At 57.5% G+C, this 24765-nt stretch carries 21 protein-coding genes, 3 tRNA genes and 2 pseudogenes; 5 read left to right on the forward strand and 21 right to left on the reverse strand.

Features of this window, described 5'->3' with window-relative positions; all coding sequences use genetic code 11:
* Nucleotides 1–9: 9 nt before the first annotated feature.
* The 19 genes from rplC to CBW42_RS13455 all read right to left on the reverse strand — a co-directional run bounded on the left by rplC (nt 10) and on the right by CBW42_RS13455 (nt 17649).
* Complete coding sequence (gene rplC, locus CBW42_RS13365; protein WP_087022568.1) at nt 10–645, reverse strand: 50S ribosomal protein L3; 636 nt, start codon at nt 643–645, stop codon at nt 10–12.
* 84 nt (nt 646–729) lie between these two features.
* Nucleotides 730–1041, reverse strand: a complete 312-nt coding sequence (rpsJ, locus tag CBW42_RS13370) for a 30S ribosomal protein S10 (protein WP_087022573.1) — start codon at nt 1039–1041, stop codon at nt 730–732.
* Between the two features lie 493 nt (nt 1042–1534).
* Entirely contained in the window at nt 1535–2800 is a 1266-nt protein-coding gene (locus CBW42_RS13375; protein ID WP_087022577.1) for a sigma-70 family RNA polymerase sigma factor, read from the reverse strand.
* A 1-nt stretch (nt 2801) separates the two neighbouring features.
* Nucleotides 2802–3779: a tRNA dihydrouridine synthase DusB gene (dusB, locus tag CBW42_RS13380; protein ID WP_087022580.1), complete on the reverse strand. Its 978-nt coding sequence runs from the start codon at nt 3777–3779 to the stop codon at nt 2802–2804.
* A 139-nt stretch (nt 3780–3918) separates the two neighbouring features.
* Nucleotides 3919–4416, reverse strand: coding sequence for a DedA family protein (locus CBW42_RS13385; RefSeq protein ID WP_087022583.1), 498 nt, complete (start codon nt 4414–4416; stop codon nt 3919–3921).
* Nucleotides 4417–4428: 12 nt separating this feature from the next.
* Complete coding sequence (locus CBW42_RS13390) at nt 4429–4728, reverse strand: hypothetical protein (protein ID WP_087022586.1); 300 nt, start codon at nt 4726–4728, stop codon at nt 4429–4431.
* Nucleotides 4729–4916: 188 nt separating this feature from the next.
* A complete protein-coding gene (locus CBW42_RS13395; protein WP_165761195.1) occupies nt 4917–7235 on the reverse strand; it encodes a SpoIIE family protein phosphatase in 2319 nt (772 codons plus the stop codon).
* Nucleotides 7236–7389: 154 nt separating this feature from the next.
* Nucleotides 7390–8712, reverse strand: coding sequence for a replication-associated recombination protein A (locus CBW42_RS13400; protein ID WP_087022592.1), 1323 nt, complete (start codon nt 8710–8712; stop codon nt 7390–7392).
* 89 nt (nt 8713–8801) lie between these two features.
* Nucleotides 8802–8877 (reverse strand) — tRNA-Val (locus CBW42_RS13405).
* 2 nt (nt 8878–8879) lie between these two features.
* A tRNA-Glu gene (locus CBW42_RS13410) sits at nt 8880–8954 on the reverse strand.
* 4 nt (nt 8955–8958) lie between these two features.
* A tRNA-Met gene (locus tag CBW42_RS13415) sits at nt 8959–9035 on the reverse strand.
* Between the two features lie 150 nt (nt 9036–9185).
* Nucleotides 9186–10253 (reverse strand): transglutaminase domain-containing protein, encoded by a 1068-nt coding sequence (locus CBW42_RS13420; RefSeq protein WP_087022595.1) that lies wholly within the window; start codon nt 10251–10253, stop codon nt 9186–9188.
* A 27-nt stretch (nt 10254–10280) separates the two neighbouring features.
* A complete protein-coding gene (prmA, locus tag CBW42_RS13425) occupies nt 10281–11246 on the reverse strand; it encodes a 50S ribosomal protein L11 methyltransferase (protein ID WP_242969891.1) in 966 nt (321 codons plus the stop codon).
* Nucleotides 11247–11322: 76 nt separating this feature from the next.
* On the reverse strand, nt 11323–12315 hold the full coding sequence (locus CBW42_RS13430) for a hypothetical protein (protein WP_087022601.1): 993 nt from the start codon (nt 12313–12315) through the stop codon (nt 11323–11325).
* Nucleotides 12316–12391: 76 nt separating this feature from the next.
* Nucleotides 12392–14080, reverse strand: a complete 1689-nt coding sequence (argS, locus tag CBW42_RS13435) for an arginine--tRNA ligase (protein WP_087022604.1) — start codon at nt 14078–14080, stop codon at nt 12392–12394.
* A gap of 90 nt (nt 14081–14170) precedes the next feature.
* Nucleotides 14171–14632 (reverse strand): DUF1934 domain-containing protein, encoded by a 462-nt coding sequence (locus tag CBW42_RS13440; protein ID WP_087022606.1) that lies wholly within the window; start codon nt 14630–14632, stop codon nt 14171–14173.
* Nucleotides 14633–14638: 6 nt separating this feature from the next.
* On the reverse strand, nt 14639–15457 hold the full coding sequence (gene murI / locus CBW42_RS13445; protein WP_087022608.1) for a glutamate racemase: 819 nt from the start codon (nt 15455–15457) through the stop codon (nt 14639–14641).
* Nucleotides 15450–16529, reverse strand: coding sequence for a D-alanine--D-alanine ligase family protein (locus CBW42_RS13450; RefSeq protein WP_087022617.1), 1080 nt, complete (start codon nt 16527–16529; stop codon nt 15450–15452). The genes murI and CBW42_RS13450 overlap by 8 nt, the downstream gene beginning before the upstream one ends.
* Nucleotides 16530–16743: 214 nt before the next feature.
* A complete protein-coding gene (locus tag CBW42_RS13455; RefSeq protein ID WP_087022405.1) occupies nt 16744–17649 on the reverse strand; it encodes an asparaginase in 906 nt (301 codons plus the stop codon).
* A 1120-nt stretch (nt 17650–18769) separates the two neighbouring features.
* Between CBW42_RS13455 and rnr the strand changes: the two genes are divergently transcribed.
* Entirely contained in the window at nt 18770–20920 is a 2151-nt protein-coding gene (gene rnr / locus CBW42_RS13460; protein ID WP_087022402.1) for a ribonuclease R, read from the forward strand.
* Nucleotides 20921–20993: 73 nt separating this feature from the next.
* Here rnr and CBW42_RS13465 read toward each other — a convergent pair whose 3' ends face one another.
* Nucleotides 20994–22220 carry an LCP family protein gene (locus CBW42_RS13465; RefSeq protein ID WP_165761192.1) on the reverse strand — a complete coding sequence of 409 codons (1227 nt, stop codon included), beginning with the start codon at nt 22218–22220 and terminating at the stop codon, nt 20994–20996.
* 224 nt (nt 22221–22444) lie between these two features.
* Between CBW42_RS13465 and CBW42_RS13470 the strand changes: the two genes are divergently transcribed.
* The 4 genes and pseudogenes from CBW42_RS13470 to CBW42_RS14405 all read left to right on the forward strand — a co-directional run.
* Nucleotides 22445–23344 carry a nucleotidyltransferase family protein gene (locus tag CBW42_RS13470; protein WP_087022396.1) on the forward strand — a complete coding sequence of 300 codons (900 nt, stop codon included), beginning with the start codon at nt 22445–22447 and terminating at the stop codon, nt 23342–23344.
* A 10-nt stretch (nt 23345–23354) separates the two neighbouring features.
* Nucleotides 23355–23882, forward strand: a complete 528-nt coding sequence (locus CBW42_RS13475; protein WP_087022393.1) for a hypothetical protein — start codon at nt 23355–23357, stop codon at nt 23880–23882.
* A 153-nt stretch (nt 23883–24035) separates the two neighbouring features.
* Nucleotides 24036–24269: a preprotein translocase subunit SecG gene (gene secG / locus CBW42_RS13480; protein ID WP_087022408.1), complete on the forward strand. Its 234-nt coding sequence runs from the start codon at nt 24036–24038 to the stop codon at nt 24267–24269.
* Between the two features lie 253 nt (nt 24270–24522).
* Nucleotides 24523–24654: pseudogene (locus tag CBW42_RS14405) on the forward strand (hypothetical protein); the annotation flags it as partial.
* Between the two features lie 6 nt (nt 24655–24660).
* On the opposite strand, the pseudogene CBW42_RS15495 reads toward CBW42_RS14405, so the two are convergent.
* Nucleotides 24661–24765, reverse strand: a pseudogene (locus CBW42_RS15495) (homocitrate synthase/isopropylmalate synthase family protein); the annotation flags it as partial.

The following is a 24765-nucleotide window of genomic DNA, read 5'->3' on the forward strand; positions in this document are numbered from 1 at the left end:
TCCCTTTCCTCAGGCGTTCTTAACGGTATTCTTGAGGAACACGATTCCGCCCTTCGGGCCCGGAACAGCGCCGCGGACTGCGATCATGTTCATCTCAGCGTCAACCTTAACAACGTCCAGATTCTGTACGGTAACCTGCTCGTTGCCCATCTGGCCAGGCATCATTTTGCCCTTGAAGATACGGGACGGATCGGAGCAGGAACCCATGGAGCCCTGATGTCTGTGCATCGGGCCAGCACCGTGGCTCATCGGGGAACGATGTGCGCCATAGCGCTTGATGACACCTGCGTAGCCCTTACCCTTGCTGATGCCGGTGATGTCTACGCTGTCGCCCTCGGCGAATACGTCAGCCTTGAGTACATCGCCCAGCTTGTAGGACGACATGTCGTCAAGACGGAATTCCTTGAGGTACTTCTTAACCGCCTCGCCGGCCTTCTTCAGGTGGCCGAGCTGCGGCTTGTTGAGCTTGCGCTCCTGAACGTCGGCGAAACCGAGCTGTACTGCGTTGTAGCCTTCCTTCTCCTCCGTCTTGATCTGGGTGACGGAGCACGGGCCAGCTTCGATCACGGTAACCGGAATTACCTTGCCGTCAGCGTCGAAAATCTGGGTCATGCCAATTTTCTTGCCGATGATTGCCTTTTGCATTTGTTTTTCCTCCTTGTAGGTTATTGGTTGATGCGCGGTTTCCGCCCACCAACTTGACCTTGCCGCTCTGATGCGGCGCAGGCATTAAAGCTTAATCTCGATCTCAACGCCAGCCGGCAGGTCGAGGGTCATGAGGGTCTCAACCGTGTTCTTGCCTGCGTTCATGATGTCGATGAGTCTCTTGTGGGTACGGCGCTCGAACTGCTCGCGGCTGTCCTTATACTTGTGTACCGCACGAAGAATGGTAACAACCTCGCGCTCGGTCGGCAGCGGGATCGGGCCGGATACCTTTGCGCCGGTGCGCTTGGCAGCCTCTACGATCTTCTCAGATGCCTGATCGATCAGCGAATGGTCATAAGCTTTCAGTCTGATTCTGATTTTCTCTGCATTAGCCATTGTGTGTTTTCCTCCTCGAACACTACATTATTAAAATGTGTCCTTGCGTTCGGAGAGATACTGCAACCCGTCCGTGTGTATCACGTCAGGGCATAAGAAAAACCGGGCAAAACGATAGTGTTGTTCAGCGATCCGGCTTGTTTTTGCACCGCAGTGGTTCCGGCTGTCGGCTTTCCAGCGCACGCGCTGGCAGTCCCGAGCTTACGTGGGAACATTCCAGTGATAGGTTAGCAGTTGTCTCAACCGCCCGATTGTCGGACTTACTCCGCCGAAGTTACCTGCGCCTGGCAGCAATCTCCGGCATCATCGCTCACCCGCTCTCGCGAGTGCTTCTATATTCTATACTAGTTTCTCTGTGATGTCAAGAAAATATTTGCTGATTTTTACGAAATTTACGCGGTTCTTTTGTGATTTCAGCACAACGGGCGCGAGCACGCAAGAATCCTCCTCAAAGGCGCACAAAACAGGGCGCCAAAGCGCCCTGTTCCACCTGTCACGAATCCCTGTGGATGACGATAACCAGCCCCTGTGTGGCGCCGGACGAAATGACCAGCTGGTTGTTGTTCACTGTCTCCATTTCATACCCGACCGATTCCATGCCATCGGTCAGCTTCTGCACCAGATTCAGGTCGTTGTCCACCATATAATACTCCACGCCGTCGCCCACATCGCCCGAAAGCAGTGTCGCCGAGGCAGACAGCTCCGGCAGATCGGTGTTGCCCTCTGCGGCAATGACAAACGCATAGCTGTTAGACGCCACCAAATCCGGAATCATAATCTCCTCCTGAAGCACAGGGGCAAGCTGGTCGCTCCGGTCTTCTCCATCGGCTCCCTCCTGCGGGACAGTTGCTCCGCGGTAGGAATTGACAAACAGCCCGCCGAGCGCACCGCTGCTGAGCAGCACAAGCATGATCGCTGTAACGGAAAAAACGAGGATCAGCGGCCAGTGTGCTGCGCGCCTGCGGCGCTGCTGCACGTGCTCAGCCTGTCTGCGCGCCGCAGTGATGATCTTTTCCCGCAGCTCCTGCGGCGGTGCCTCCTCTTCCATATGGGTCAGCGAACGGCCGATCCGCGTGAGGTCTGCCAGATACGCCGCGCATACGGGACACTCCTGAATATGGTCGAGCAGTGCCGCCTTGTCCGAATCGGAAATATATTCATCGACATACTGGCTGCACAGCTCGCGGTAATCCAGACACTCGGCTTTGGGTGCGCTGTTCTCTTCCGGCTGCTCGAGAATTCCCTGCCGCAGCAGCAGCTCGCGCAGATTCTTGCGCGCGCGTGACAGGCGTTGCCGTACGCCGTTTTCATCCAGACCGAGCACCTGCCCGGTCTCCTCATCGTTCAGCCCGCACAGATCGCGCAGCAGCAGTACCTCGCGCTGCTGCCGGGTCAGCCGGAGCAGAATGACCTGAATGCCTTCATTGAGGTCCTGTTCTCCCCGCTCGGAGCTGTCACGCAGGTGGAACATATCTGACAGAACCGAGTTTTTGGAACCACGCCTGCGGTGCGGGTATTCCGCACATACATTCGCCGCGATGCGGAACACCCAGGTTGACAGCTTGGTATCCGTACACGTCTGGATCTTGCGGTAGATCTGGTAAAAAATCTCCTCCGTCGCAATGCAGGCGTCCTCCTGCCGACCGAGAAAGCGCAGGGCATACTGATAAACCCGGTGCTCATACCGGTCAATCAGGCGTTCAAATGCCGAGTCGTCACCACTCAGGATGCGGTCGACAATGCTGTTTTCGTCAAACATGTCACGCCTCCAGTCCGGACGCCTCTGCGAGCAGTGCGTCCAGCTCCGCAAACGACGTCAGCGAGGAAATACGCGCCTTGAGCTTCTTCGTGCCGCGCACACCCTTGAGATACCATGCGAAGTGCTTGCGCGCCTCCAGCAGGGCGATGCGCTCGCCCTTGTGCTCCGCTGCCAGCGTGATCTGGCGGCGCACGGTCTGCATGCGCTCTGCCAGCGGCGGCAGCGGCGGAATCTCGCACCCCTCATCCAGCGCCGCGCACTGTGCAAACAGCCACGGGTTGCCGAGTGCGCCGCGTCCGATCATAACTGCGTCCGCACCCGTCGCCTGTAAAATATCCTGTGCATCCTGCGCGCTGGCCACATCGCCATTTGCAATAACCGGGATAGACACCGCGCGTTTCACTGCCGCAATCGCCTCCCAGTCTGCCTTTCCGGCGTACATCTGCGTGCGGGTGCGCCCATGCAGGGTAACCGCCGCCGCGCCGCATTCCTCCGCCATCTTTGCAAAATCGAGATAGTTCTGATGTTCCTCATCCCAGCCCTTGCGGAACTTGACCGTCACCGGCACGTCAACCGCATCGACCACCGCGCGGATGATCTGCGCCGCCAGCTTCGGATTGTTCATCAGCGCACTGCCGTCGCCGCCTTTGACGATCTTGGGCGCGGGACAGCCCATATTGATATCGACCAGCGCCGCGCCGGAAATGTCCAGCGCCTTCTGTGCGCCCGCCGCCATATACGCCGGATTGCTGCCGAAAATCTGAATCCAGCCCGGCTTTTCATTGGGCGCGAGCGACAGCAGCTCCCGCGTCTTTTTATCCTGGAACAGCAGCGCCTGTGTCGAGATCATCTCGCTGACGGTCATCGCCGCGCCGCACTCACGGCAGATCTGCCGGAATGCACGATCGGTTACGCCTGCCATCGGCGCCATGATAAAGCGCCCCGCTATATTCACATTTCCAATTGTAAAGCCAGACATAAAGTCACTCCTGTGAAAGATAAAATCACTGTTAGTGTAGCATTGTTTGGCGCAAGTTGCAAGATCATGCGGTTTTCTCCGCCCAAACAAAAAGCGGCGGAGCTGTCTGCTCCGCCGCAATTTCCATTTGAACGATATCTTACAGGAACGCATGTCCGAAGTAATACCCCGCACCTACGCACACAATATTATAGCACGCGATGCCGAGTGCGCTGGCCGTCAGGAACGGACAGACCGCCACGCGGAATGCGCCCGCCGGCAGGGGGAAAATCGTGCGCACCACCGGCACAATGCGTCCGACAAATACGGTCAGAAATCCACCCTTTTCCAAAAACTCTTCACAGCGTTCGGAGGCACGCTGCGCGTGCTTGCTGTGTTTTTTCAGCCAGTCCAGCAACGGCTGTCCGCCAATCCGTCCGATGATATACAGAACGACGCTGCCAACCATACCGCCCAGCACGGTCAGGCCGATAATTTCAACTATCGACACGCTGTTGTGCGCAGCGTATATGCCCGCCGCAGGCAAAATAATGCCCGCCGGCATGCCCGGACAGTTCAGCGCCTCCAGAAAGGTGACAACCAGCAGAACCAGCACGCCATATTGAGACAGCAGCCCCAGAACAGTGCCTAATTCCATGCTTCTTTTTCCTCACTTCCTGTCGTATCCGTCTGCGGCGTCGGTCTGTTCGCCCTGCACCGGCTCCGCCGCAGCCTGTTCCGATGCATCGGCGTTCCGTTCTTCGTCCTTCTGATCTTCGTTGTCATCCCAGGTTTCGTTCAGGATCTCATCGAGCATGGAGCCAGGCTTGCGCGGCATATGCCGGATGATACCCCCGCCCAGGCTGAATACAACGAAAAACATGCCAAAGAACAGCACAATCGGCAAAATCTCATCTTTGATCTGTGCGCTCAACTCCAGCGGGAGCAGAGTCGCGGTCAGCAGCTTCATCGGTTTTGTGTCTCCCTGTTATGGTTTCCCTCTTTTGTTTATCATATCGCCTTTCCCTCTGTGTTTCAAGCGAAATCTTAACATTTTACATTCTATTCATGTTGCATTCAAATTTCAGCACAAAAGAAGGCATACCGCAGGCGGACGCTCCGCCCCGGCATGCCTTCCGCTATGTAAACCGCCCGGATTCAGCTGTCCCGGCGGGTCAGATACACCACCGCCGCACTCATGTCGTCCGGTGCCCCGCGCGCGGAACCCTCGAGCACGATGCGCGCCGCAAGCTCACGCGCACTCAGGTGCATGCTGCCAGCAAGCAGCTCCTCCACCCAGCCGGCATTGGAACCGTCTGCATCGACAATGCCGTCGCTGAGCAGCAGCAGCGCGTCGCCGTCTCCCATGCGGAACTGTGTGACATCCATCTCGCCGGATTCCTCCAGCCCGGCAGGTAATGTCGAGGACAGAATTCGCCGCACGCGCACCGTGCCGTCGCCATCCACCGCGCGCACAAAGCTCGGTGCCGCGCCGCACTTGACCGAATCCGCTGCGCCGGTGAACAGATCGATGGTGCTGACATCCAGCGTCACGAACTGCCTGCCCTGTGTGCGCAGCTTGAGCGCAGGCCCGATGGTACGCACGCTGTCCGCTGCGGAAATGCCTGCGCGCAGGAATTGCTCTGCCATGCGAACCGTGCTCTCTGCATCCTCACGCGCCTGTTCCCCCGAACCCATGCCGTCGGACAACAGCACACACGCGATGCCCTCCTCTGTCGTAAAATAGCGGATGCAGTCGCCGGACACCTTCTGCCCCTCGCGCGTGCGCGTCCCGACGCCGACTGTAATGCAATACGGTTCGCGCTCGCGGAACAGCAGGCTCAGTCCGCCCGGCCCGTGTACGCTCTCCGGCCCGACCAACCGGACATTCATCAGCGCACTCAGCCCGGACAGAAACCCCTCCCGGTTGCGTATGATGCGCGTCACACATTCGCCGGACAGCTCAAAATGCAACCGTCCACGCCGGTCTTTCCACGCTGCCGCTGTGCGTACACGGCCAAATGCCTCCGCATAGGTGCGCAGCTCGCGCTCCCGTGACGGCAGCGCCTCCGGCCCCGCGCCCATGCTCTCTCCCACCTGCTTCAGAATCCCGGTCACACCCGCATACTGCTGGGCGATCAGCCTGCGCCCGGCTTCATTCCGGCGCTGCGCCTGCCGCCGCTGATAGAGCGCGTCCATCCCCTCATTGACCGCCACGACAAAATCGGAAAACCGCAGGCACTGTGCGGCAAAATGCCCCGGGAAATCGCTCGCCACGACATGCCCGCTGCGAAGAAGCGGCCCGGAAATGGAATCCAATGTACGCAGTGTCGCCAGCTTGTCCCGTTCCCAGCACGACTGCCGCGCGCTGCACCGGCGGCATACACGGTCTGCTGCACGATCAAATACCGCGCCGAGATCATTTTCCTCCTTGTGGCGGCTCCCGCCTGCCAACGCCTGGTACATCTCGGAAAAGGCATCGGATACCACCGATGCATAATGGTTGGCAATGCGGCATACGCGTGCTGCATAATCGGTCGGTTCCGGATTGGGCGGCAGCAGCCTGTCCTGCACGGTGCGCCAGGTCCGGTCAGGCACAAGCACAAAGCAGACCGATGCGACAAAGCATTCATACAGGCCGGACAGATAGGCCTCCTGCCCGCCAAACAGATTGACTGCCGCATGGGTCAGCACAAACACAATCGCATACACCACACGCCCGGAGCGCTGAAAAAAGCCCGCAATCATGCCGGCAATCGCATAAATTCCCGCGTAATACAGCCCTGCGCCGCCAGCCGCGTCCATCGCAATGCCGATGCCGACGCCGCACGCCGCACCATACGAAAAGCCGCCCATATAGCCGACCGCCATGACGGACAGCAGCGCCGCGATGCGTGCCGGACAGATCAGGTCGACCACCTGAAACGGATAGGCCGCCATGAGCACCGTTGCCGCAAGGACCAGCATACCGCCGAATCGGATAACCTGCGGCCGCCCGCGCACGGTGTCCAGTGCCGCCTCGTAAAAATACGCCGCTCCTGCCGCCAGTGCAATGCGGCAGGCAAACAGAACAACCGCCTGCCAGTCCCACGCCTCACCGATGAGGAAGATACAGCCGGTCACACCCACCGCGCCCGCCGCACACGCCGGGAAAAACCATCGGCTCGCCGCCACGCCGACGCCGGAAAACACCGTCGCCGCTGTCAGCACAATGAGCGCTGCACCCGCATACTGCACGCCCTCCGCGCCAGGATGTGACAGCAGATATCCTGCAAATGTACCGAGCACGGCAGCAAAGCCGTTCCCCGTGCGGCAGGCCGCCGCTGCAAATGCCACACCAAAGGGCGAGCCGACGCCTGCCGCCTCCGCACACGACAGTACACCTGCCGCCGCAAAATATAGAAAGGGCAGTCCGGCTCGGCGCGCACGCGCACCTCCCGCCGTTTTCTGCCGCTGTATGTTCCGCTTTTCCAACATATATCTCTGCGCCTCCTGTTCCATACCTATAGTATAGAGAACCGCAGATAAAAAATTTGCCGAAACCGTAAGGGCAGAAAAGGGGATTTCCTGACGTAAAAAAGAATTCCGCCAAAACGCCTGCTGTGCGTTTTGACGGAATCCCATCCCCCTGTTATTTCCTGCCGTGTTCGTCTTTCCACGCCTTGATCTGCTGCAGCCGTGCCTTGTATTTCGCCTCCACGCCCTGCTCCGTCGGGCGGTAATATTCCCGGCCCAACAGCGAATCCGGCAGGCACTGCATATCGGTCAGCCTGTCCGCGGCATTGTGGGCATACTGATAGCCCTTGCCATATTCCAGTTCTTTCATCAGCTTCGTGGGCGCATTGCGAATGACCAGCGGTACCGGCTCCGCCAGTTGGGTCAGCGCATCCCTTTTGGCCGTTTCATACGCCAGATACAGCGCATTGGACTTGGGCGCCATGGACATGTATACCACGGCCTGTGTCAGATTGACCGAGCACTCCGGCATGCCGATAAAATGGCACGCCTGATATGCCGCCACCGCAATTTCCAGTGCGCGCGGATCCGCCATGCCGATGTCTTCGCTGGCAAACCGAATCACACGCCGCGCGACATACAGCGGATCTTCGCCCGCCTCCAGCATGCGTGCCAGCCAGTACACCGCCGCGTCCGGGTCGGAATTGCGCATGGACTTGTGCAGAGCAGAAATCAAATTGTAATGCTCCTCGCCCTTTTTGTCATACAACAGCGACTTTTTGGACAGGCACTGCGCCAACGTGTCCTCTGTCACCGTGACTGTATCGCCGTCCGTATCGCCGTTGAGCACGACCATCTCCAGCGTGGACAGCGCGCTGCGCGCATCTCCATTCGCAAAATTTGCAATCAGCTCCAGCATATCGGTGGAAATGGCAATCTTCTGCCCGCCGAAACCGCGCGGGTCGCGCAGCGCACGCGACAGCAGTGACATCAGGTCTTCTGCCGTCAATGCCTGCAAGACAAATACCTTGCAGCGGGACAACAGTGCACCGTTGACCTCAAACGATGGATTTTCCGTCGTCGCACCGATGAGCACAATGCTGCCCTTCTCCACAAACGGCAGAAAGGCATCCTGCTGCGCCTTATTGAAGCGGTGAATCTCGTCCACAAAAACAATCGTGCGGTCACCAAAACGGCGGTTGTCCTCCGCACGCTGCATAACCTGCCGAATCTCTTTGATTCCGCTGGTCACGGCGGAAAAGTCAATGAATGCGGCGCGCGTGCGCTGTGCGATAATGCGCGCGAGCGTCGTTTTGCCCACACCCGGCGGTCCCCAGAAAATCATAGAGGAAATGCGGTCGCTTTCAATCAGGCGGCGCAGCACCTTGCCTTCGCCGAGCAAATGTGTCTGCCCAACAAATTCCTCCAGCGTGCGCGGGCGCAGACGCGCCGCCAGCGGCTGCAAATCGTCCCCGCCGAATAACGTCTGCTGCTCCATGGCACTCTCCTCCGTTCTCTGAAATCCCGGCTGTGGAAAAACAGCTGCATGAAAAACAAAAAAGCTGTGGAAAACCCACAGCTTTTTTCTGGTGGAAGTTACAGGGCTCGAACCTGTGACCCTCTGCTTGTAAGGCAGATGCTCTCCCAGCTGAGCTAAACTTCCATTGGTGACCCGTACGAGAATCGAACTCGTGTTACCGCCGTGAAAGGGCGGTGTCTTAACCGCTTGACCAACGGGCCAAAATGGTAGCGGTAATTGGACTTGAACCAATGACCTTCCGGGTATGAACCGGACGCTCTAGCCAACTAAGCTATACCGCCATATCATCGCCGCCCTCTCACGAGGCTTCCGTTTTTCGTCCCTCGTCAGATGACGATGATTATTATATCTTCTAAAGCGCCAAATGTCAACACTTTTTTCAAAAAACTTTTTTGTTTTTTTCCGTATCATCTTTTTGCACGAATTGCGGCTCAAAACCCCATCTTCCGTGCCGGAAACGGCGGAACCACATACGCGTCGATCAGACCTTCAATGCGGCGGCGGCCGTCGACTTCGTCCCAGAGCGCTTCATAGCCGCGACGATACAGCTCCCCGCGCGTCATCGTGATGACATTCCCGTCCTCATCCTCGCTCGTGACCGATTTGGCCAGCGTCGTGCCCAGCTTCTCATTCAGCGCATCCAGCTCCTCCTGTTCCGCAGGGCTGTCGGTATCCGCCGCGCGCAGCGCAGGGTCTGCCAGCATGAGATCCTGCATGCGCTGAATGTATGCAAAATCCTCCGGATAGCGGCTGTCAAGGAATTGCTCATACAGCGCTTCATCCCAGCTGCGTTCCGCACGCATTTCGTCTGCTGTCAACATAAAATACTCCCGGCCGACGCGCTGCCCCTGGTCGGGCACCGGGTCATCATAGGTACAGTCGATAAAATAGGTCTCCCCGTACAGGCGGACAGCGTTCCAGGCATGTGTCATGTCGTCATCTTCGACATAATATACATCGATACCTGCACCGTCGCACATCGCCTGAAACGCGCGCGCATAGCCCGCGCACACGGCACGCCCATCCTCCGCCACACCCGCTGCCATCTGCACGCGGTCGCTGTCATCTTCCGCATAGACGCAGCTGCGAATGAGCGCATCGTGAATCGCTTTGAGCTTGCCTGTAATGCTCTTTTCTCCGGCGGCAGCCTCCGCACCTGCGGCGCGCGCGGCTGCCAGCCCCGCATCCTGTTCGTCCTTTTTCTCGATTTCATAGGTCAGCGACAGGCTGCCGTTTTCATACGCCGCTGTGGACAGCGTGGACAGATACGGATTCTGCGCCTGAAGCAAATGGTACACCTGTTTTTCCTGGATGTCCTGGCTATGGAACAGCAGCGTATCGCGCCCGTCGGCATAGGCCGCCGCCAGCTCGTCCGCTGCTTCCACGCTTGTCTTCGCCAGGGAAACATCCTCCTGTTCCGGCGCCTTGAGCTTCCACATACCCAAAAAGGCCGCGACAATCAGGACAACCAGTATAATCTTTTTGTCTATCGCCTTCATTGCCGCCCCTTTCTTCTGTTGACCCGCTTACGCCTGATGCAGCGTCATCGCCACCCAGTCGCCCGACTGGTCGCGACGGTCGAGCACAAAGCCCGCATCCAGCAGCGATTGCTGTACCTCGTCAGCGCGCGGCGCGATAATGCCGGATACAATCAGCGTGCCTTCCGGCTTCAGCTTGTCCTTTAAAATATACTGCATGCCCATGATGACGTCCGCGACGATGTTCGCCACAATGATGTCATAGCTGCCGCCGATTTCCTCGGACAGCGCCGCGTCACCGATGACATCGCCGACATGGGTGCGCAGCGAAAATTCGTTTTTCTCCGCATTTTCCGCCGCGATTTTGACCGCATTGGGGTCGATATCCACTGCCGCGATGTCCGACGCGCCCAGCATATGTGCCGCGACAGACAAAATACCGCTGCCGCAGCCCATGTCGAGCAGGCGGTCGCCCGGACGCACCAGCCGCTCCAGCTCACAGATGCACAGCTGGGTGGTGTTGTGCGTGCCCGTGCCAAAGCTGGACGACGGGTCGATTTCCAGAATGCGGCGGCCCTCCTCCGGTTCACAGGTCTCCCATGACGGCTTGATGAGGAACGTCTGACCGACGCGGAACGGCTTAAAATACTGCTTCCAGTTGTTTTCCCAGTCCTCCTGCCGAATGGATGCCAGCTCGGTCACGCAACGGCCAAAGGCATGTGCCTCATCGCGTGCGCGCAGCCCTGCCAAACCCGCATTGACCTGCGCGAGCAGCTCCGCTCCCGCCGGGCTGTCCTCGACATAGATTTTCACGTTGGTCTCCGTGTCCTTCTTCTCCTTCGCCAAACTCTCGTCCACATAATCCCAGTATATCTCCGTGTCCTGTAAAAAATCCGCAAAATCCTGCGCATCCTCAATGACAAAGCCATCAATGCCGAGATCCATCAGCATACCGGTTACGGCATCGATGCCTGTGGTCGATGTCCAGATGGTCACTTCTGTCCAGTTGTTCACAAACGTCCTCCTTTGCAAAAAAGAGCGCAGACAGGAGACAAGCCCTCCCCCGCCTGCGCTTTTCCTTCTATCGCGATTACAACGCCACCATGCCATAATGGCGGCGGAAATAATCAATTGTATCTTCGTCCAGCTCCCATGTCCCGTCATATAGTGCTATGCCGTCAAACACGCACAGTGCCTCCTCCAGCAGGTCGGGATTTTCCGCCGCAAGACAGACCGGGCGGTTAATCATATACTGCCCTTCCGCAAGAAGGTGCACATCCTCCGGCGTGTTGATCTCCAGCTTGAGTGCGCCCGACCACTGGTCTTCCAGCTCGAGCAGTGTCTCGCCAAAATGATCCTCCAGATCAATCGGATCGGAAATATCAATGGTGACATCCACAAAATGCGCATGCATGCCAACCGGTGCAAGGATGTAATCGTCGTCTGCATCCGGCTCATTTTTGCTGCTGCTCGGCGGTGCCAGCTTCAGCAGGCGGCGCGCATCATCCGGTTCCGTCGTGTGGTAAAATTCCACGCTCTCCAGCTCACGCATGCCGCCCAGCTCGCCCGGCTCAACCGAAACACCGAGCGCAATGCTCGCGTGCGGCGCCAGCTCCTCAATCGTGTCGTCGAGGTCCTCCGGCTCACCGGTCAGGATAATGCCCGCAACGCCTATGCGCTGTAAAATACCCATGACCGCCATCGCAGACGAACCGTCCACTGTGCGTCCGTCCTCATCCACCGGCATTTCTACGAAAACACCCAGCCCATCCAGCTCCGTCGCCGCCAGCACGGCGGCGCGCAGGACGTGCAGGTTTTGCCGCATGCGGATGTAGACAAAGTCTGCCTCTTCATGCATCGCGCGGCGTGCAATGTTGCGGAACCGCCCGATCAGGCGTTCCGACGGCCATTTTGCGCCGATGTCCTCCTCTGCATTCCAGCCGTCCGCATTGACCAGCATGCCGACCAGCCGGTCTCCGACACAGCTCTTTGCCGTTTCAATGCTCATCGCGTCCGGCACGACGACCGCAGATGCCCGGCAGCTTTTCCAGTCCACCGACATCATCTGCTGCGGCCGTTCCATTGTCAAAATAACTTCCCCTCTGCATAAAGGAACGGGTTCCATAGCTCTCCTTCCGCCTTCGACAGGCTGTTCAATCTTACATATGTTCGGGTGCTTCCACACCGATAATGGTCAGTACATTATAGATGGTCTGACGCGCCGCGCAGCACAGGACAAGGCGTGCATCGCGCACGGCATCCTCCGCCTCCTTGATGCGGCACGCATTGTAGAAACGGTGGAACTGTGCACACAGTGCAACTGCATACTTGTTCAGGCGAGACGGGTCGCGCTCTGCCGCTGCCATGCTGATTTCCTCCGGCAGCAGGCTGATCTGCTTGACCAGTGCCAGCTCTTCTGCCTCGCCCAGGACGGTCAGATCGGCGCTCTCCGGCACGCGGATGCCTTCCTCCTCCATCTTGCGCAGCAGGCTGCAAATACGCGCATGCGCATACTGGCAGTAATACAGCGGGTTCTCGCTGTCCTGCTTGACCGCAAGGTCGAGATCAAATTCCATCTGCGTTTCTGCCGCGCGCGAATTGAAGAAATAACGCGCTGCATCGACCGGAATCTCGTCCAGCAGATCGGACAGTGTCAGCGACTTGCCGGTGCGCTTGGACATGCGGACAACCTCGCCGCCCTGCATCATGCGGACCAGCTGCATGAGCACGATTTCCAGGCGGTTCGAGCCGTCCAGACCGAGCGCGTCCAGCGCGCTCTTGAGGCGCAGCACGTGGCCATGGTGGTCGGCGCCCCAGATATTGATGACACGGTCAAAGCCGCGCACCTCGAACTTGTTGCGGTGATACGCGATATCTGCCGCAAAGTAGGTGTAGAAGCCGTTTGCGCGGCGCAGGACGTCATCCTTGTCGCAACCGAAGTCGGTCGAGCGCAGCCACAGCGCGCCCTCCTTTTCGTAGGTCGCGCCCTTTGCGGTCAGCATATCAACAGTCTCCTTGACGAAGCCGGAGTCATGCAGGCCGCTCTCACGGAACCACACATCATAGTGAATTTTATAGCGCTCCAGATCGCGCTGCATGCGCGCGATGTTGGTCGGCAGGCCGTATTCGACGATGATTTTGCGGCGCTCCTCGCCGTCCATGTCGAGCAGCTTGTCACCGTGGATCTTGACCAGATCAGCTGCCAGCTCGCGGATGTCCGCACCCTGATACCAGCTCTCGTCAAATACAATCGCGTCCTCGCCCTTCAGCTGCTGGATATAGCGGCCCTCGACCGAGTGTGCGAACTTATCAACCTGGTTGCCCGCATCGTTGATATAAAACTCACGGGTGACATCGTGTCCCGCCCAGTCGAGCACCTCGGACAGGCAGTCGCCCAGCACGCCGCCGCGCGCGTTGCCCATATGCATCGGGCCGGTCGGATTTGCGGAGACAAATTCAACCATGATCTTTTCCGGATGCTCCGCCTTGATGCGTCCGTAATCCGCACCCATGTCCGATACCAGCTGAACCGCATCGGCATACCATTTTTTGCCCAGACGGAAATTCAGGAAGCCGGGGCCGGCGATGGAGATTTCCTCAAAATACGTGCCGTCCAGCGCAATATGCGCCACCAGCGCCTCGGCAATCTTGCGCGGCGCCATGTGAAGCGCACGTGCGCACTGCATCGCAAACGACGAAGCATAGTCGCCGTTTTTCGTGTCCTTCGGGATTTCAACGGCAACCGCCGGTACATCGCCCTCCGGCAGCTCTCCTGCGGCAACCGCAGCGTGGTATGCGCCTAGGACTGCCTCTGCCGCCTGCTTCTTCGCCTGTTCGATTAAATTCATGTTATCTAGCCTTTCTTTTTTCCTCATTCGTATGGCGCTGTATAAGCGCCCGAAACGGGCGGAAAAACTTCCGCCCGCATGGTTCCGTATTTATGACAGATGCGGTGCGTCGTTCGACGGCGTGACCGCCATCTCAAACCGATGCGTGCCCGCAAGCGTGGAATCGATTTCCACGGTATAGTCGATGGCAAGGCTGCCGCCGTTTTCCCCGATCGTATTGACCAGATGGGAGGTATGGGTGGAAATCGCCATCGAACCGACGTCGGTCTGGTACAGCCCGACATGCCGCTTGTTCTTGGCGAACAGCATCTGTGTCGGATGTGTTCCTGTGCGCGTCATCGTCACCTGCTGATCCTCCAGCTTGAGTGTGGTGCGTGTGCCCTCCATACCGGTCAGTTCACTCTCTTCATACGAGACAAAATATTTGCCGCCGCGGCGGTACAGCCGCCCTGCTGTAATCAGGTTGATATGGTCGGGCTCGCAGCCCTCAAAATCCTGACTGCTCGCAATGGTGATGATAACGTCCTTCTTCAGTGGTGTTTCCTGCTCCATTGGCGGTCACCCTCTTTCCTTTCCGTAGGATGCGATGTCCTCCACCAGGTTGGCATGTACGCCGGCCGGTTCCCCGAGGAACATTTCCGCATAGGTATCAAAGCTGTCCGGGTCGTCCGAGACAAAATATTCCGTGCGCCCGTTGCCCGGCTCTGCGGGCTCCAGGAAGGTGCGCACATAATCAGCCGCCTCCGCGCCCGGATCAATGAGTGCAACCTCGTCGCCGAGATACGCGCGGATCGCCGCGCGCAGCAGCGGATAATGCGTACAGCCCATAATAAGCGTGTCCACACCGAAGTCGCGGATCTCTGCCAGATACTCCTCTACCACGAGCTGTACGACCGGATCGTCCGGCGAAAACCGTCCGTTTTCCACCAGCGGGACAAACAGCGGGCAGGCACGCGCGATGGTGTGCACCGACGGGTCAAGCGTGTGCAGCATCGCCTCATACGAGCCACTGTGGATCGTGCCCTTCGTGCCGATGATGCCGACGCGGTTGCTCTTTGTCAGCTTCATCGCCGTATAACAGGAGGGCTTGACAACACCGACCATCGGGATGGTGTTTTCCGTCTTGACCGTTCCCAGCGCAACCGAGCTGACCGTGCCGCAGGCGACAACAATCGCCTTGATGTCGTGGCTGCACAAAAATGCGGTGTCCTGTCTGGTGTAATTGATGATGGTCTGGCGGCTGCGCGTGCCATAGGGTACACGCCCCGTGTCGCCAAAATAGATGATATGCTCGTCCGGCATGATGCGGTGCAGCTGCCGCACGGCGGTCAGGCCGCCGAGTCCGGAATCAAAAACGCCAATCGCCCTGTTATCCATCGTACCGCTCCATTGCCAGCGAAACCAGCGCGTCGATGAGTGCAGAATAGCTCAGACCCATGTGCTCCTGTAGCTTCGGATACATGCTGATGCTCGTGAAGCCCGGCAGCGTGTTGATCTCGTTGAACACGATTTCATCATCGGCATAGGTACAGAAGAAATCGACGCGGGACAGTACCTTGCAGCCGAGCGCCGTATAGACGCGGACAGCCGCTTCGCGGACATTTGCCATGGCGCTGTCGCTGATGTGCGCCGGGATGTACAGGCCGGATGTACCGTCGACATATTTTGCCTCGAAGGTGTAAAACTCCTGGCTCGGCGCGATTTCGCCTGCAACGGATGCGGTCGGCGCGTCGTTGCCCAACACAGCGACCTCAATCTCATGGCCGTCGATGAATTCCTCGACCAGTACCTTCGCGTCATAGCGAAAGGCTTCCTCCAGACCCTTTTTCAAGGATGCGCGGTCGGTCGCCTTAGAGACACCGACGGACGAGCCCTCACTGCACGGCTTGACAAAGACCGGATAAGCGCCCAGCTTCTGCTCTGCCTCGGCGCAGACCGCCTCGGCGTCCGCGCGAAATGCGCTGCGGCGCGCCAGATAAAAGGCCGCCTGGCGCACGCCTTCCTGCTCGACGATGATCTTGGTCAGGCTCTTGTCCATGCTGCACGCGGAAGCCGCAACACCCGGGCCGACATACGGGATATGCGCCAGCTCAAGCAGACCCTGCAACGTACCGTCCTCGCCGCCGATGCCGTGCAGCACCGGGAAGACGCAGTCCGCATGGATGACCTCCGCACCGCTCTCGCGCAGCACAAGCAGGCCGTGCGTCCCGCGGTCGGGCGACAGCATCGCCGGGACAGCCTGTTCGCTTGTCTCCCAGCTTCCGTTTTCCACGCTGTCATAATCCGTCGACTCGAACAGCTTCCAGCTGCCGGATTTTGTGATGCCGACCGGATAAATCTCATATTTATCTGCATCCGCATTGCGCAGAATGGAGGCCGCTGAGATGCAGGAGATGTCGTGCTCGGAGGAAACGCCGCCGAACACGACAACCAGATTCATTTTATCCATAAAATAAGATACCTCGCTATTTTCAGGGATGGTCGTGCCATGTCCCGGGCGGGCAGATAAGGCAACTGCCTGCTGCATCGCCCGATACTTATATATCTTCTATTATACGGCAAACCTGCCTCATATGCGAGACAAAAAGAGAACAAATTTTTGGCGATTCGCTCAGTTGTTTTTCACAATTTGCCGATATCCCCGCGCACATCCCGCCGACTGGCTACAAAAGCCCGCACTGAATGCACGCGATGGCGTCCTCCACCGTCTGCGCGCCGAGACAGCGCACACCGAGCGCCTGCATGCGCCGTCCGACCGCATAAACCGAGCAGTCCGCAGGCCCGCAGGCGCACTGCGTCCCGAGATAGACACGCGTGCCCGAGCGGACGACCTGCGCGACCGCGTCCGCGAGTGCTTCCGGCACGCCGCCCACACCATAGCCGTACAGCAGCAGCACATCGCGCCCGCAGCAGGTGAGCACCGTTTCCGCATCCAGCAGCGGCGTCACGGGCAGCACAGCCGCGCGCACCGGCACAGGCAGGCGCAGCGCAGGTGCCTCCGGCTGCGGCATATCCAGAAGAGTGAGCACCCCGTCGTCGATCACGCCGTCCGGCGGACAGCCCGTATTCCCGCCGGAAAAGGCGTCAAACGCCTGCGTATCCGCCTTGGTCACACACGTGCCGCGCCGCAGTTTTCCGGCAAAGCACACCGCCGCGCCGCGGTAGTCCGATGCAGCGCAGACGAGCGCGTCAGACAGATTTTCCGGCGCATCCGAGCCATCCTCTTCCATTGGCAGCTGTGATCCCGTCAGGATCACAGGCCGGTCAAAGCCCGGCAGCACGCGGCATAAAAAAGCGGCTGTGTACGCCATGGTATCCGTTCCATGTGTCAGTACAAAGCCGTCATACGTTTTGCGGTTTTCCCACAGGGCACGCGCCATCGCAAGGCGCTGCGTATCCGTGACATCGGTGGAGTCCACGCACATCAGGTCGCGCACCTCGACGCGCACGCCCTCCGGCACGCGCACCTCGCCCAGCAGCTGTGTCCCGTCCGCCTGCGGTGCAAGGCCGTCCGCGCCCGCGCGGCACGAAATGGTGCCCCCGGTGGACAGCAGCAGAATGTGTTTCATTGCACGTTTCCCGCCTTTCCCTCGGCTGCGAAATAATACAACTCGAAATATATTTTATCAAATTTACTATTTGTATAATCCTGTATATCCCCTAACATTTTTAGTATAGCACACAATGCCCTAAAAAGCAACAAAAGTTACGAATTTAACAATTTTTTCTTTCTTCCCGCCGTATTTTTCAAAAAAAATCGTTACATTTTTCAAAAATGTTATTGACAAAAACACTCCGTTGTGGTAATATATATTCACATTAAAAGAGAGCCAAGACATATCAGACATTCTGATGGCTCCTTTTGAAAGTAGAAGTCTATCGAAAGCGGGTGAGTCCGATGGTAGATGAACAGCATTGGAACGGCAGGACTCGCAGCAGACTGGCCGGATAACCGATCCGAACAGCCTCCGGGTACACTTCCAATTCGTAGCCATTGACAGATTCACGCTCCGGTTTTTCCGGTTGCGTCCTCCAAAATCCGGTGTTCAGCTTTTATCCCGTTGGGTGCCTGACGGCAAGACCGATGGTGGATCATGACAGACATTCCGATGTAGCACGTATCCCCAATCCCCGGCAAAACGCATCGAGGTGGGTCGGATTGATCGTTCCGGTTTCCGAGCAGGAGAACCCCCTTCCGGATACCTGAATTACATTTCGCTTGAACGACAGATAACCGGGCACTGAGCTATCGCTCATCAGCAACATGCTACCGGATGTGCCTCCGTATCGTCAAAACAACCGAACCTGTATGGCACCGAACAGTTCCGAATCTGTAGTGGAGGGATATGATAAACCATCGATCAGCGATCTGGTTTTCCTCTTTTTGTTCCGCATCGGGAGTTGTGTTTCCTCTCCGAATCGTGCGAACGTGCAGATCAGCCAAACGGCAGCTGAATCAAAACGGTATGATATATCTGCTGCGATCCTGTTATTCCAAATCATTCTTAAATTTATTGCATAGAATTCAAATGCAAAGTGTTGGCTACGGCTTCGTGATTACGGAGCCGTTTTTTTGCGCGCAAATCAGTGCCGCTTCCCGTTTTTTCTGCACATACGGTATGCTTTCCGCGGTAAATCTGGTATAATAACAGGAAAGAGAGCTTTTCGAGGAACGGAGGCGTGACGGCAATGACCGCTGAATGCAAAGATACAGTACTGAAGCAATTGATTATAGAAGCCGCTCAGGGCGTCTGCACGCAGGATGATATCATCCGCGCGCTGGACGGGCGCGGCGCACACCCGAAACACAGTGACCTCGTGCGTGTGCTCGCCGAGCTCGTCGACGAAGGCAGCCTGATGCGCGCGCGCAGCAACCGTTACGGCAGGCCGGAAGCGTTCGGCTGCCTTGCAGGCACCTACTGTGCGACCGGGCGCGGCTACGCGTTTGTCCGCCCGGAATCGGGCAAGGGAGAAGACATTTTCATCCCGCCGCACCGCGGCAAAGATGCCTGGCACGGCGACCGCGTGCTCGTCCGCGTCCGGCAGGATGCACACCGCGGTGGACAGAGCGACAAGCCGAACCGCTGCGAGGGAGAAGTGCTGCGCATTCTGTCGCAGACACGCGATGACGTCACCGGCTGCATCGTCATGCGTGGCAAAATGACGATGTTCCGCGACGACAGCGGCAAGCTGCCGGAAATCGTCATCAGCAAAAAACACATTGGAGACGCTCATCCGGGCGACCGCGTCGCCGTCAAGGTGCTGTTCCGCGGCAACGAGAAATTCCTGCCGCAGGGCGTTGTCACGCGCGTATTCGGCTCCGGCCTGACGCGCGATGCCGCTGCCGCCGCCATCCTGTATGAGCACGATATCTCCGCGCCGTTCCCACAGGACGCGATGGAACAGGCGGAACACATCCCCCTGTTCGTGCAGGAAAAGGACTGGGTCGGCAGACTCGATCTGCGCAGTCAGAAGCTGTTCACCATCGATGGCGATACCGCAAAGGATTTTGACGATGCCGTCTCCCTCGAAACACTGCCCAATGGACATTACCGCCTCGGCGTGCACATCGCGGATGTATCATATTATGTCACGCCGGATTCCCCGCTGGATAAGGAAGCATTCAAGCGCGGCACCTCGGTCTATTATGCCGATCAGGTCATCCCGATGCTGCCGCTGCCGCTGTCCAACGGCATTTGTTCGCTCAATCCCGGCGTCAACCGCCTTGCATTTTCCGCATTTATCGAGCTCGGCAAGGACGGCACGCGCTATTCTGCCGATTTCCATCGTTCGGTCATCTGCTCCTATGCACGCCTGACCTATGCACAGGTCAACCGCATGCTCGCGGGCGACTGGAAGGAGCGCAATTTGCGGCAGGATATCGCACCGGTGCTCGACGAGATGAATGCACTTGCCAAAACCCTGCACGATCGCCGCATGCAGCGCGGCGCGCTCGAGCTGAACATCCCGGAGCCGGTCATCCTGTGTGACCGCAACGGCGACCCGACCGGTGTGGAAAAGCGCGGCCGCGGCGATGCCGAGCGCCTGATTGAAGAATTTATGTTGATCGCAAACGAAGCGGTCGCAGAAGCGCTGTTCCGCCATCAGATGCCTGCCGTCTACCGCGTGCACGAAGATCCCGATCTGGATAAGCTGCGCGCCTTTGCGACACAGGCGCGCCTGTTCGGCTACCGTCTGCGCGAAAAGGATCTGACAGATACCCATCAGCTCCAGCGCATCCTTGACCAGACCGCAGGCAATCCGGAGCAGCAGGCGCTGCCGACCATGCTGCTGCGCTCGCTTGCCCGCGCGCGGTATTCGCCCGAATGCCTCGGACATTACGGTCTGGCAGCCAAATATTATCTGCATTTCACCTCACCGATCCGGCGCTATCCCGACCTCGTCGTGCACCGCATGCTGACCCGCATGCTTGCGGGCGATCAGGGCAGCCGCGAACTGACTGCCCTGTGCGAACAGGCGGCACTGCAATCGACCGAGCGCGAGCTTGCCGCCGACGCTGCCGAGCGCGAGATCGAAAAGCTGTATATGGCGGATTATATCTCACAGTATATCGGCCATACGTTTGACGGATATATTTCCAACATCACCAACTTCGGCGTATATGTCCAGCTGGACAACATGATTGAAGGCATGGTGCGGCTGGATACGATGAAAAATGACTGGTTCGAGTTCAATCCCGAGCGCATCACGCTGTTCGGCAAGCACACCGGGCAAAATTACCATCTCGGCATGCCGGTCAACGTCACCCTTGTCAACGCCTCTGCCACCACCGGCTTGATTGATTTCATCTTCACGCCGGATGAAGGCACGGTCGGCTGATCCGCCGAACTGTTCCTACACGAAAAAGATGCACCGCAGAACCGGATTCCGCGATGCATCTTTTTATATTTGTTCAGTCTTCAATGGCCTGTGGAGTGATATCATTGAAGATATAGTCGTGCAGGTGGTGCGCCAGCACATTGTCATTAAACTGGATGACCGACATGCCGTCACTTGTCGTGCCATATTGCCATTCGCCTTCGAGCGGCAGGCGGATATGACCCATCGACGGCATTCCGTGCACAATCGTGCGCAGACCCATATACCAGAAGTCCGCCTTACTCATGGACGAGGTGATATTCGGCATCAGTCCGTGCAGGAATTTGAGCAGTGTAATCGGGTTGCCCGTTGCCTTGGAGAATACCTGATTGAGCACGACGGACTGGCGCTCGGTGCGCTGCCAGTCGCCGCCGGTATTGCCCTTTCGGATGCGGCCATAGGTCATCGCCTGAATGCCGTTGAGCTCCTGCTCGCCGGCGGCTTCAATGCGTTGGGTTGGCATATTATTTTCCCAGCAGTATTCATCGATAAATTTATTTGTCTCCGCCAGCTCATCTTCGGTCAGCGTGACGGTAACACCGCCGACTGCGTCGATAATCGACGCCATCTGTGCAAAATCGACCGTCATATACTCGGTGATGTTCATATCAAACGCATTGTTCAGCGTCTCGAGCATCAGCTGCGGCCCGCCGTCCTCATAGCCGTAGGCATGGCAGAGCTTGGTCTTGCCGTGTTCCGGAACCTCGACATAGCTGTCGCGCATGAGCGACACCAGCTTGACAGAGCTGCGCGCCGGGTCGACGCTCATAATCATAATGGCATCGGCACGTGTGCCGCTGTCGCAGTTTTCGCGCGTGTCCACGCCGAACAGCGCAAGCGTCATAATGCCGTCCTCTGTATTGGCCGACAGGCTGCTCTCATTGGTGTCGTCATAGGTGTATTGGTTCAACAGGTGGTTGATGTCCCACACCACCAGCGCAAGTACGGCGACGAGTGCGATGAGAATGATACGGACAACCGGCAGGCGGCGCTTTTTTTTCTTCTGTGCCCCCGGCTTCTGGGAGTTTGCATTTGGCGACACCCGCCTGCCCGAGGTTCCATCGGTCTGTTTTGCCTGCGGACGGGTTTGCTTCCGCTGTGCGGACGCACCCTTTCGCGGCGGATTTCCATCTTTGTCATATTCGGCATATGGGATGCCATGGCGGTCAACCGGTCTGCCATATTCATCCACCGGCTGGCCATACTGGTCATAATATTTATTTTTTCCGTTTTTTCTGCTGTTATTTGAATCGCGGTTCACAGGTGAACTCCCTTTCTTCCGCTCCGGGAAATCATAATATAGTTTAATCATACACGCCTGTGCGCCCGGATGCAACCGGCACACGGCGATTTTCGAGAAAATTTCACAATTTTGACGCATTTTTGTAAACGACAACCGACAACTATTGTAATAATGCCGAAAATCCCGTATAATAGACGCAGAAAAAATGCCTGCTGCACAGGCATGCAAGGAGGACATTTACCATGGCAAATCCGGTACTCGTCGTTATGGCTGCTGGCATGGGCTCCCGTTACGGCGGTCTCAAGCAGATCGATCCGGTCGGCCCGAACGGTCAGATCATTATGAATTATTCTATTTATGACGCCTGGAAGGCCGGCTTCCGCCGCGTTGTGTTTATCATAAAGGAAGAACTGCTGGATGCCTTCCGCGAGCGCATCGGCAACGCCGCCGAAGCACTCATGCAGGTAGACTATGTATTCCAAAGCCCGGACAAGCTGCCGGAGGGCTGCACCATGCCGGAAGGCCGCATCAAGCCGCTGGGCACCGGCCACGCGGTATACTGCATCCGCGGTGTGGTAAATGAGCCGTTCGCCGTCATCAACGCGGACGATTTCTACGGTGCAGAGGCATTCCAGTGCATGTATGACTACTTAAAGGACGCAAAGGACGACGACAAATACCGGTACTGTATGGTCGGCTACCGCGTTGAAAACACGCTGACCGAAAACGGCACGGTATCGCGCGGCATCTGTGAGGCGGATGAAAACGGATATCTGACCGACATCGTCGAACGCACTGCCATCTCCCGCGGCGCGGACGGCGTCATTTCCGACCCTGAGGCGGGTGAAATCGCAGAGGGCACGCTGGTTTCCATGAACATGTGGGGCTTTACCCCGTCGTTCCTCGACGAACTGGATGCCGGCCTGAAGACCTTTATACAGAATGAGCTGCCGAACAACCCGATGAAGGGAGAATATTATCTCCCGTTTGCGGTTGACAGCCTAATTCAGGCAGGACGCGCGACCGCACAGGTTTTACAGACTGCCGCACAATGGTACGGCGTCACCTATCAGGAGGACAAGCCGGTCGTCGTCGAAGCGCTGCGCCGCATGACCGAGGCCGGATTGTACCCGGCAGAGTGAGGAAGGGTCAATGGATCTCTATACCCGCGCCGCAGCATATCTCGATGCCTTTCAGGCGGATATGAATCGCGATTTTCATCTGATCTCCAACGCGGAATTCGGTGCGCGCCGGTTTCCGCTGTTCGGGTCGTATGTCTGCGAAGACACTTCCACGCTGATTCTAAAAAACGGCAAGTCGGTGCGTTCCTATGAATTCTGCTATTTCGATGTGTGCGAAGCACTGGACGAGACCACTGTGCGCGACTACTGTGCGGTGCTCGACGACATGGCAGCGCGATATGTGCCGTGGTCGGAACCTTCCCATGGATTTTCCATGCTGAGCATGGTGGTGCTGACTGCCGGCGCACCTGACCGCGCGACACAGAAAGCCATCAAAAAATACAAGCACGAGGAAAAACGCAAGCGTCCGGAGGACGGCTATGGCTGGTGCAGCGGTCGGTTGTGCGTGGTCGACCTGTCCGACGGCACTTGCTGGGTCAATGCGCATGGGCGTGCACTCGCCAACCGTGTGAAGCTGACCGTTGGAAAGGTAAAATAATCCGCCTGTTTTCCAAAAAGTATGTCCCGGATGGACAATCCTCCCTTGAAAATCTGTCCGGCGTATGCTATGATAATCTCACTGTTTGATTTTATCGGGAATTTCGGCGTGAAATACGCCGCTGTTTTCATTTTTTCGGAGGTTGATTCTTTCATGGTCGTTACTGTTTTATCTATTATTCAGGTTATTGCCTGCCTGTTCCTGATCGTCACGATTCTGTTGCAGAAGGCGCCGAGTCAGGGTATGTCCGGTGCAATCGGCGGCGGACAGGAGACCTTCTTTGGCTCCAACAAGGCAACCGGTATTGAAGCGGTTCTGGCGAACCTGACCAAGATTTTCGCAATTGTATTTGTAGTTGATTCGCTGTTCCTCGTCCTGCTGGGCTGAGGAAGATGTGTATAAGAGACAGCGAAATGGTGCCCCCGGTGGACAGCAGCAGAATGTGTTTCATTGCACGTTTCCCGCCTTTCCCTCGGCTGCGAAATAATCCCTGTCTCTTATACACATCTAGATGTGTATAAGAGACAGCGCACGCGGTGGTAAATTCAAACTCACCGATACACTCCCCTTCCGGCAGCTGTAAATACTGCTCAATCTCGAGGACGCGCGATGCAATGCGGCACAGGTCTTCCCGTGGGATATATGTGCCGTTTATACGCTGTCTCTTATACACATCTTGACTGTGCCGGGAGACAAATCCATTTCCCACCGCGCGGTTATGCTCGGCGCACTCGCGGAGGGTACGACCCACATCACCGGTTTTTTGATGGGTAGATGTGTATAAGAGACAGTCCTTCAGGCGTGCCTCAAAAGCATGTCTGCCGGAATGCTTGCCAAGGACAATGGCATTCTGCGGGATACCGACGGATTCCGGTGTCATGAT

Origin of the sequence: Butyricicoccus porcorum (assembly GCF_002157465.1) — a bacterium.
Classification (GTDB): Bacteria; Bacillota; Clostridia; order Oscillospirales; family Butyricicoccaceae; genus Butyricicoccus_A; species Butyricicoccus_A porcorum.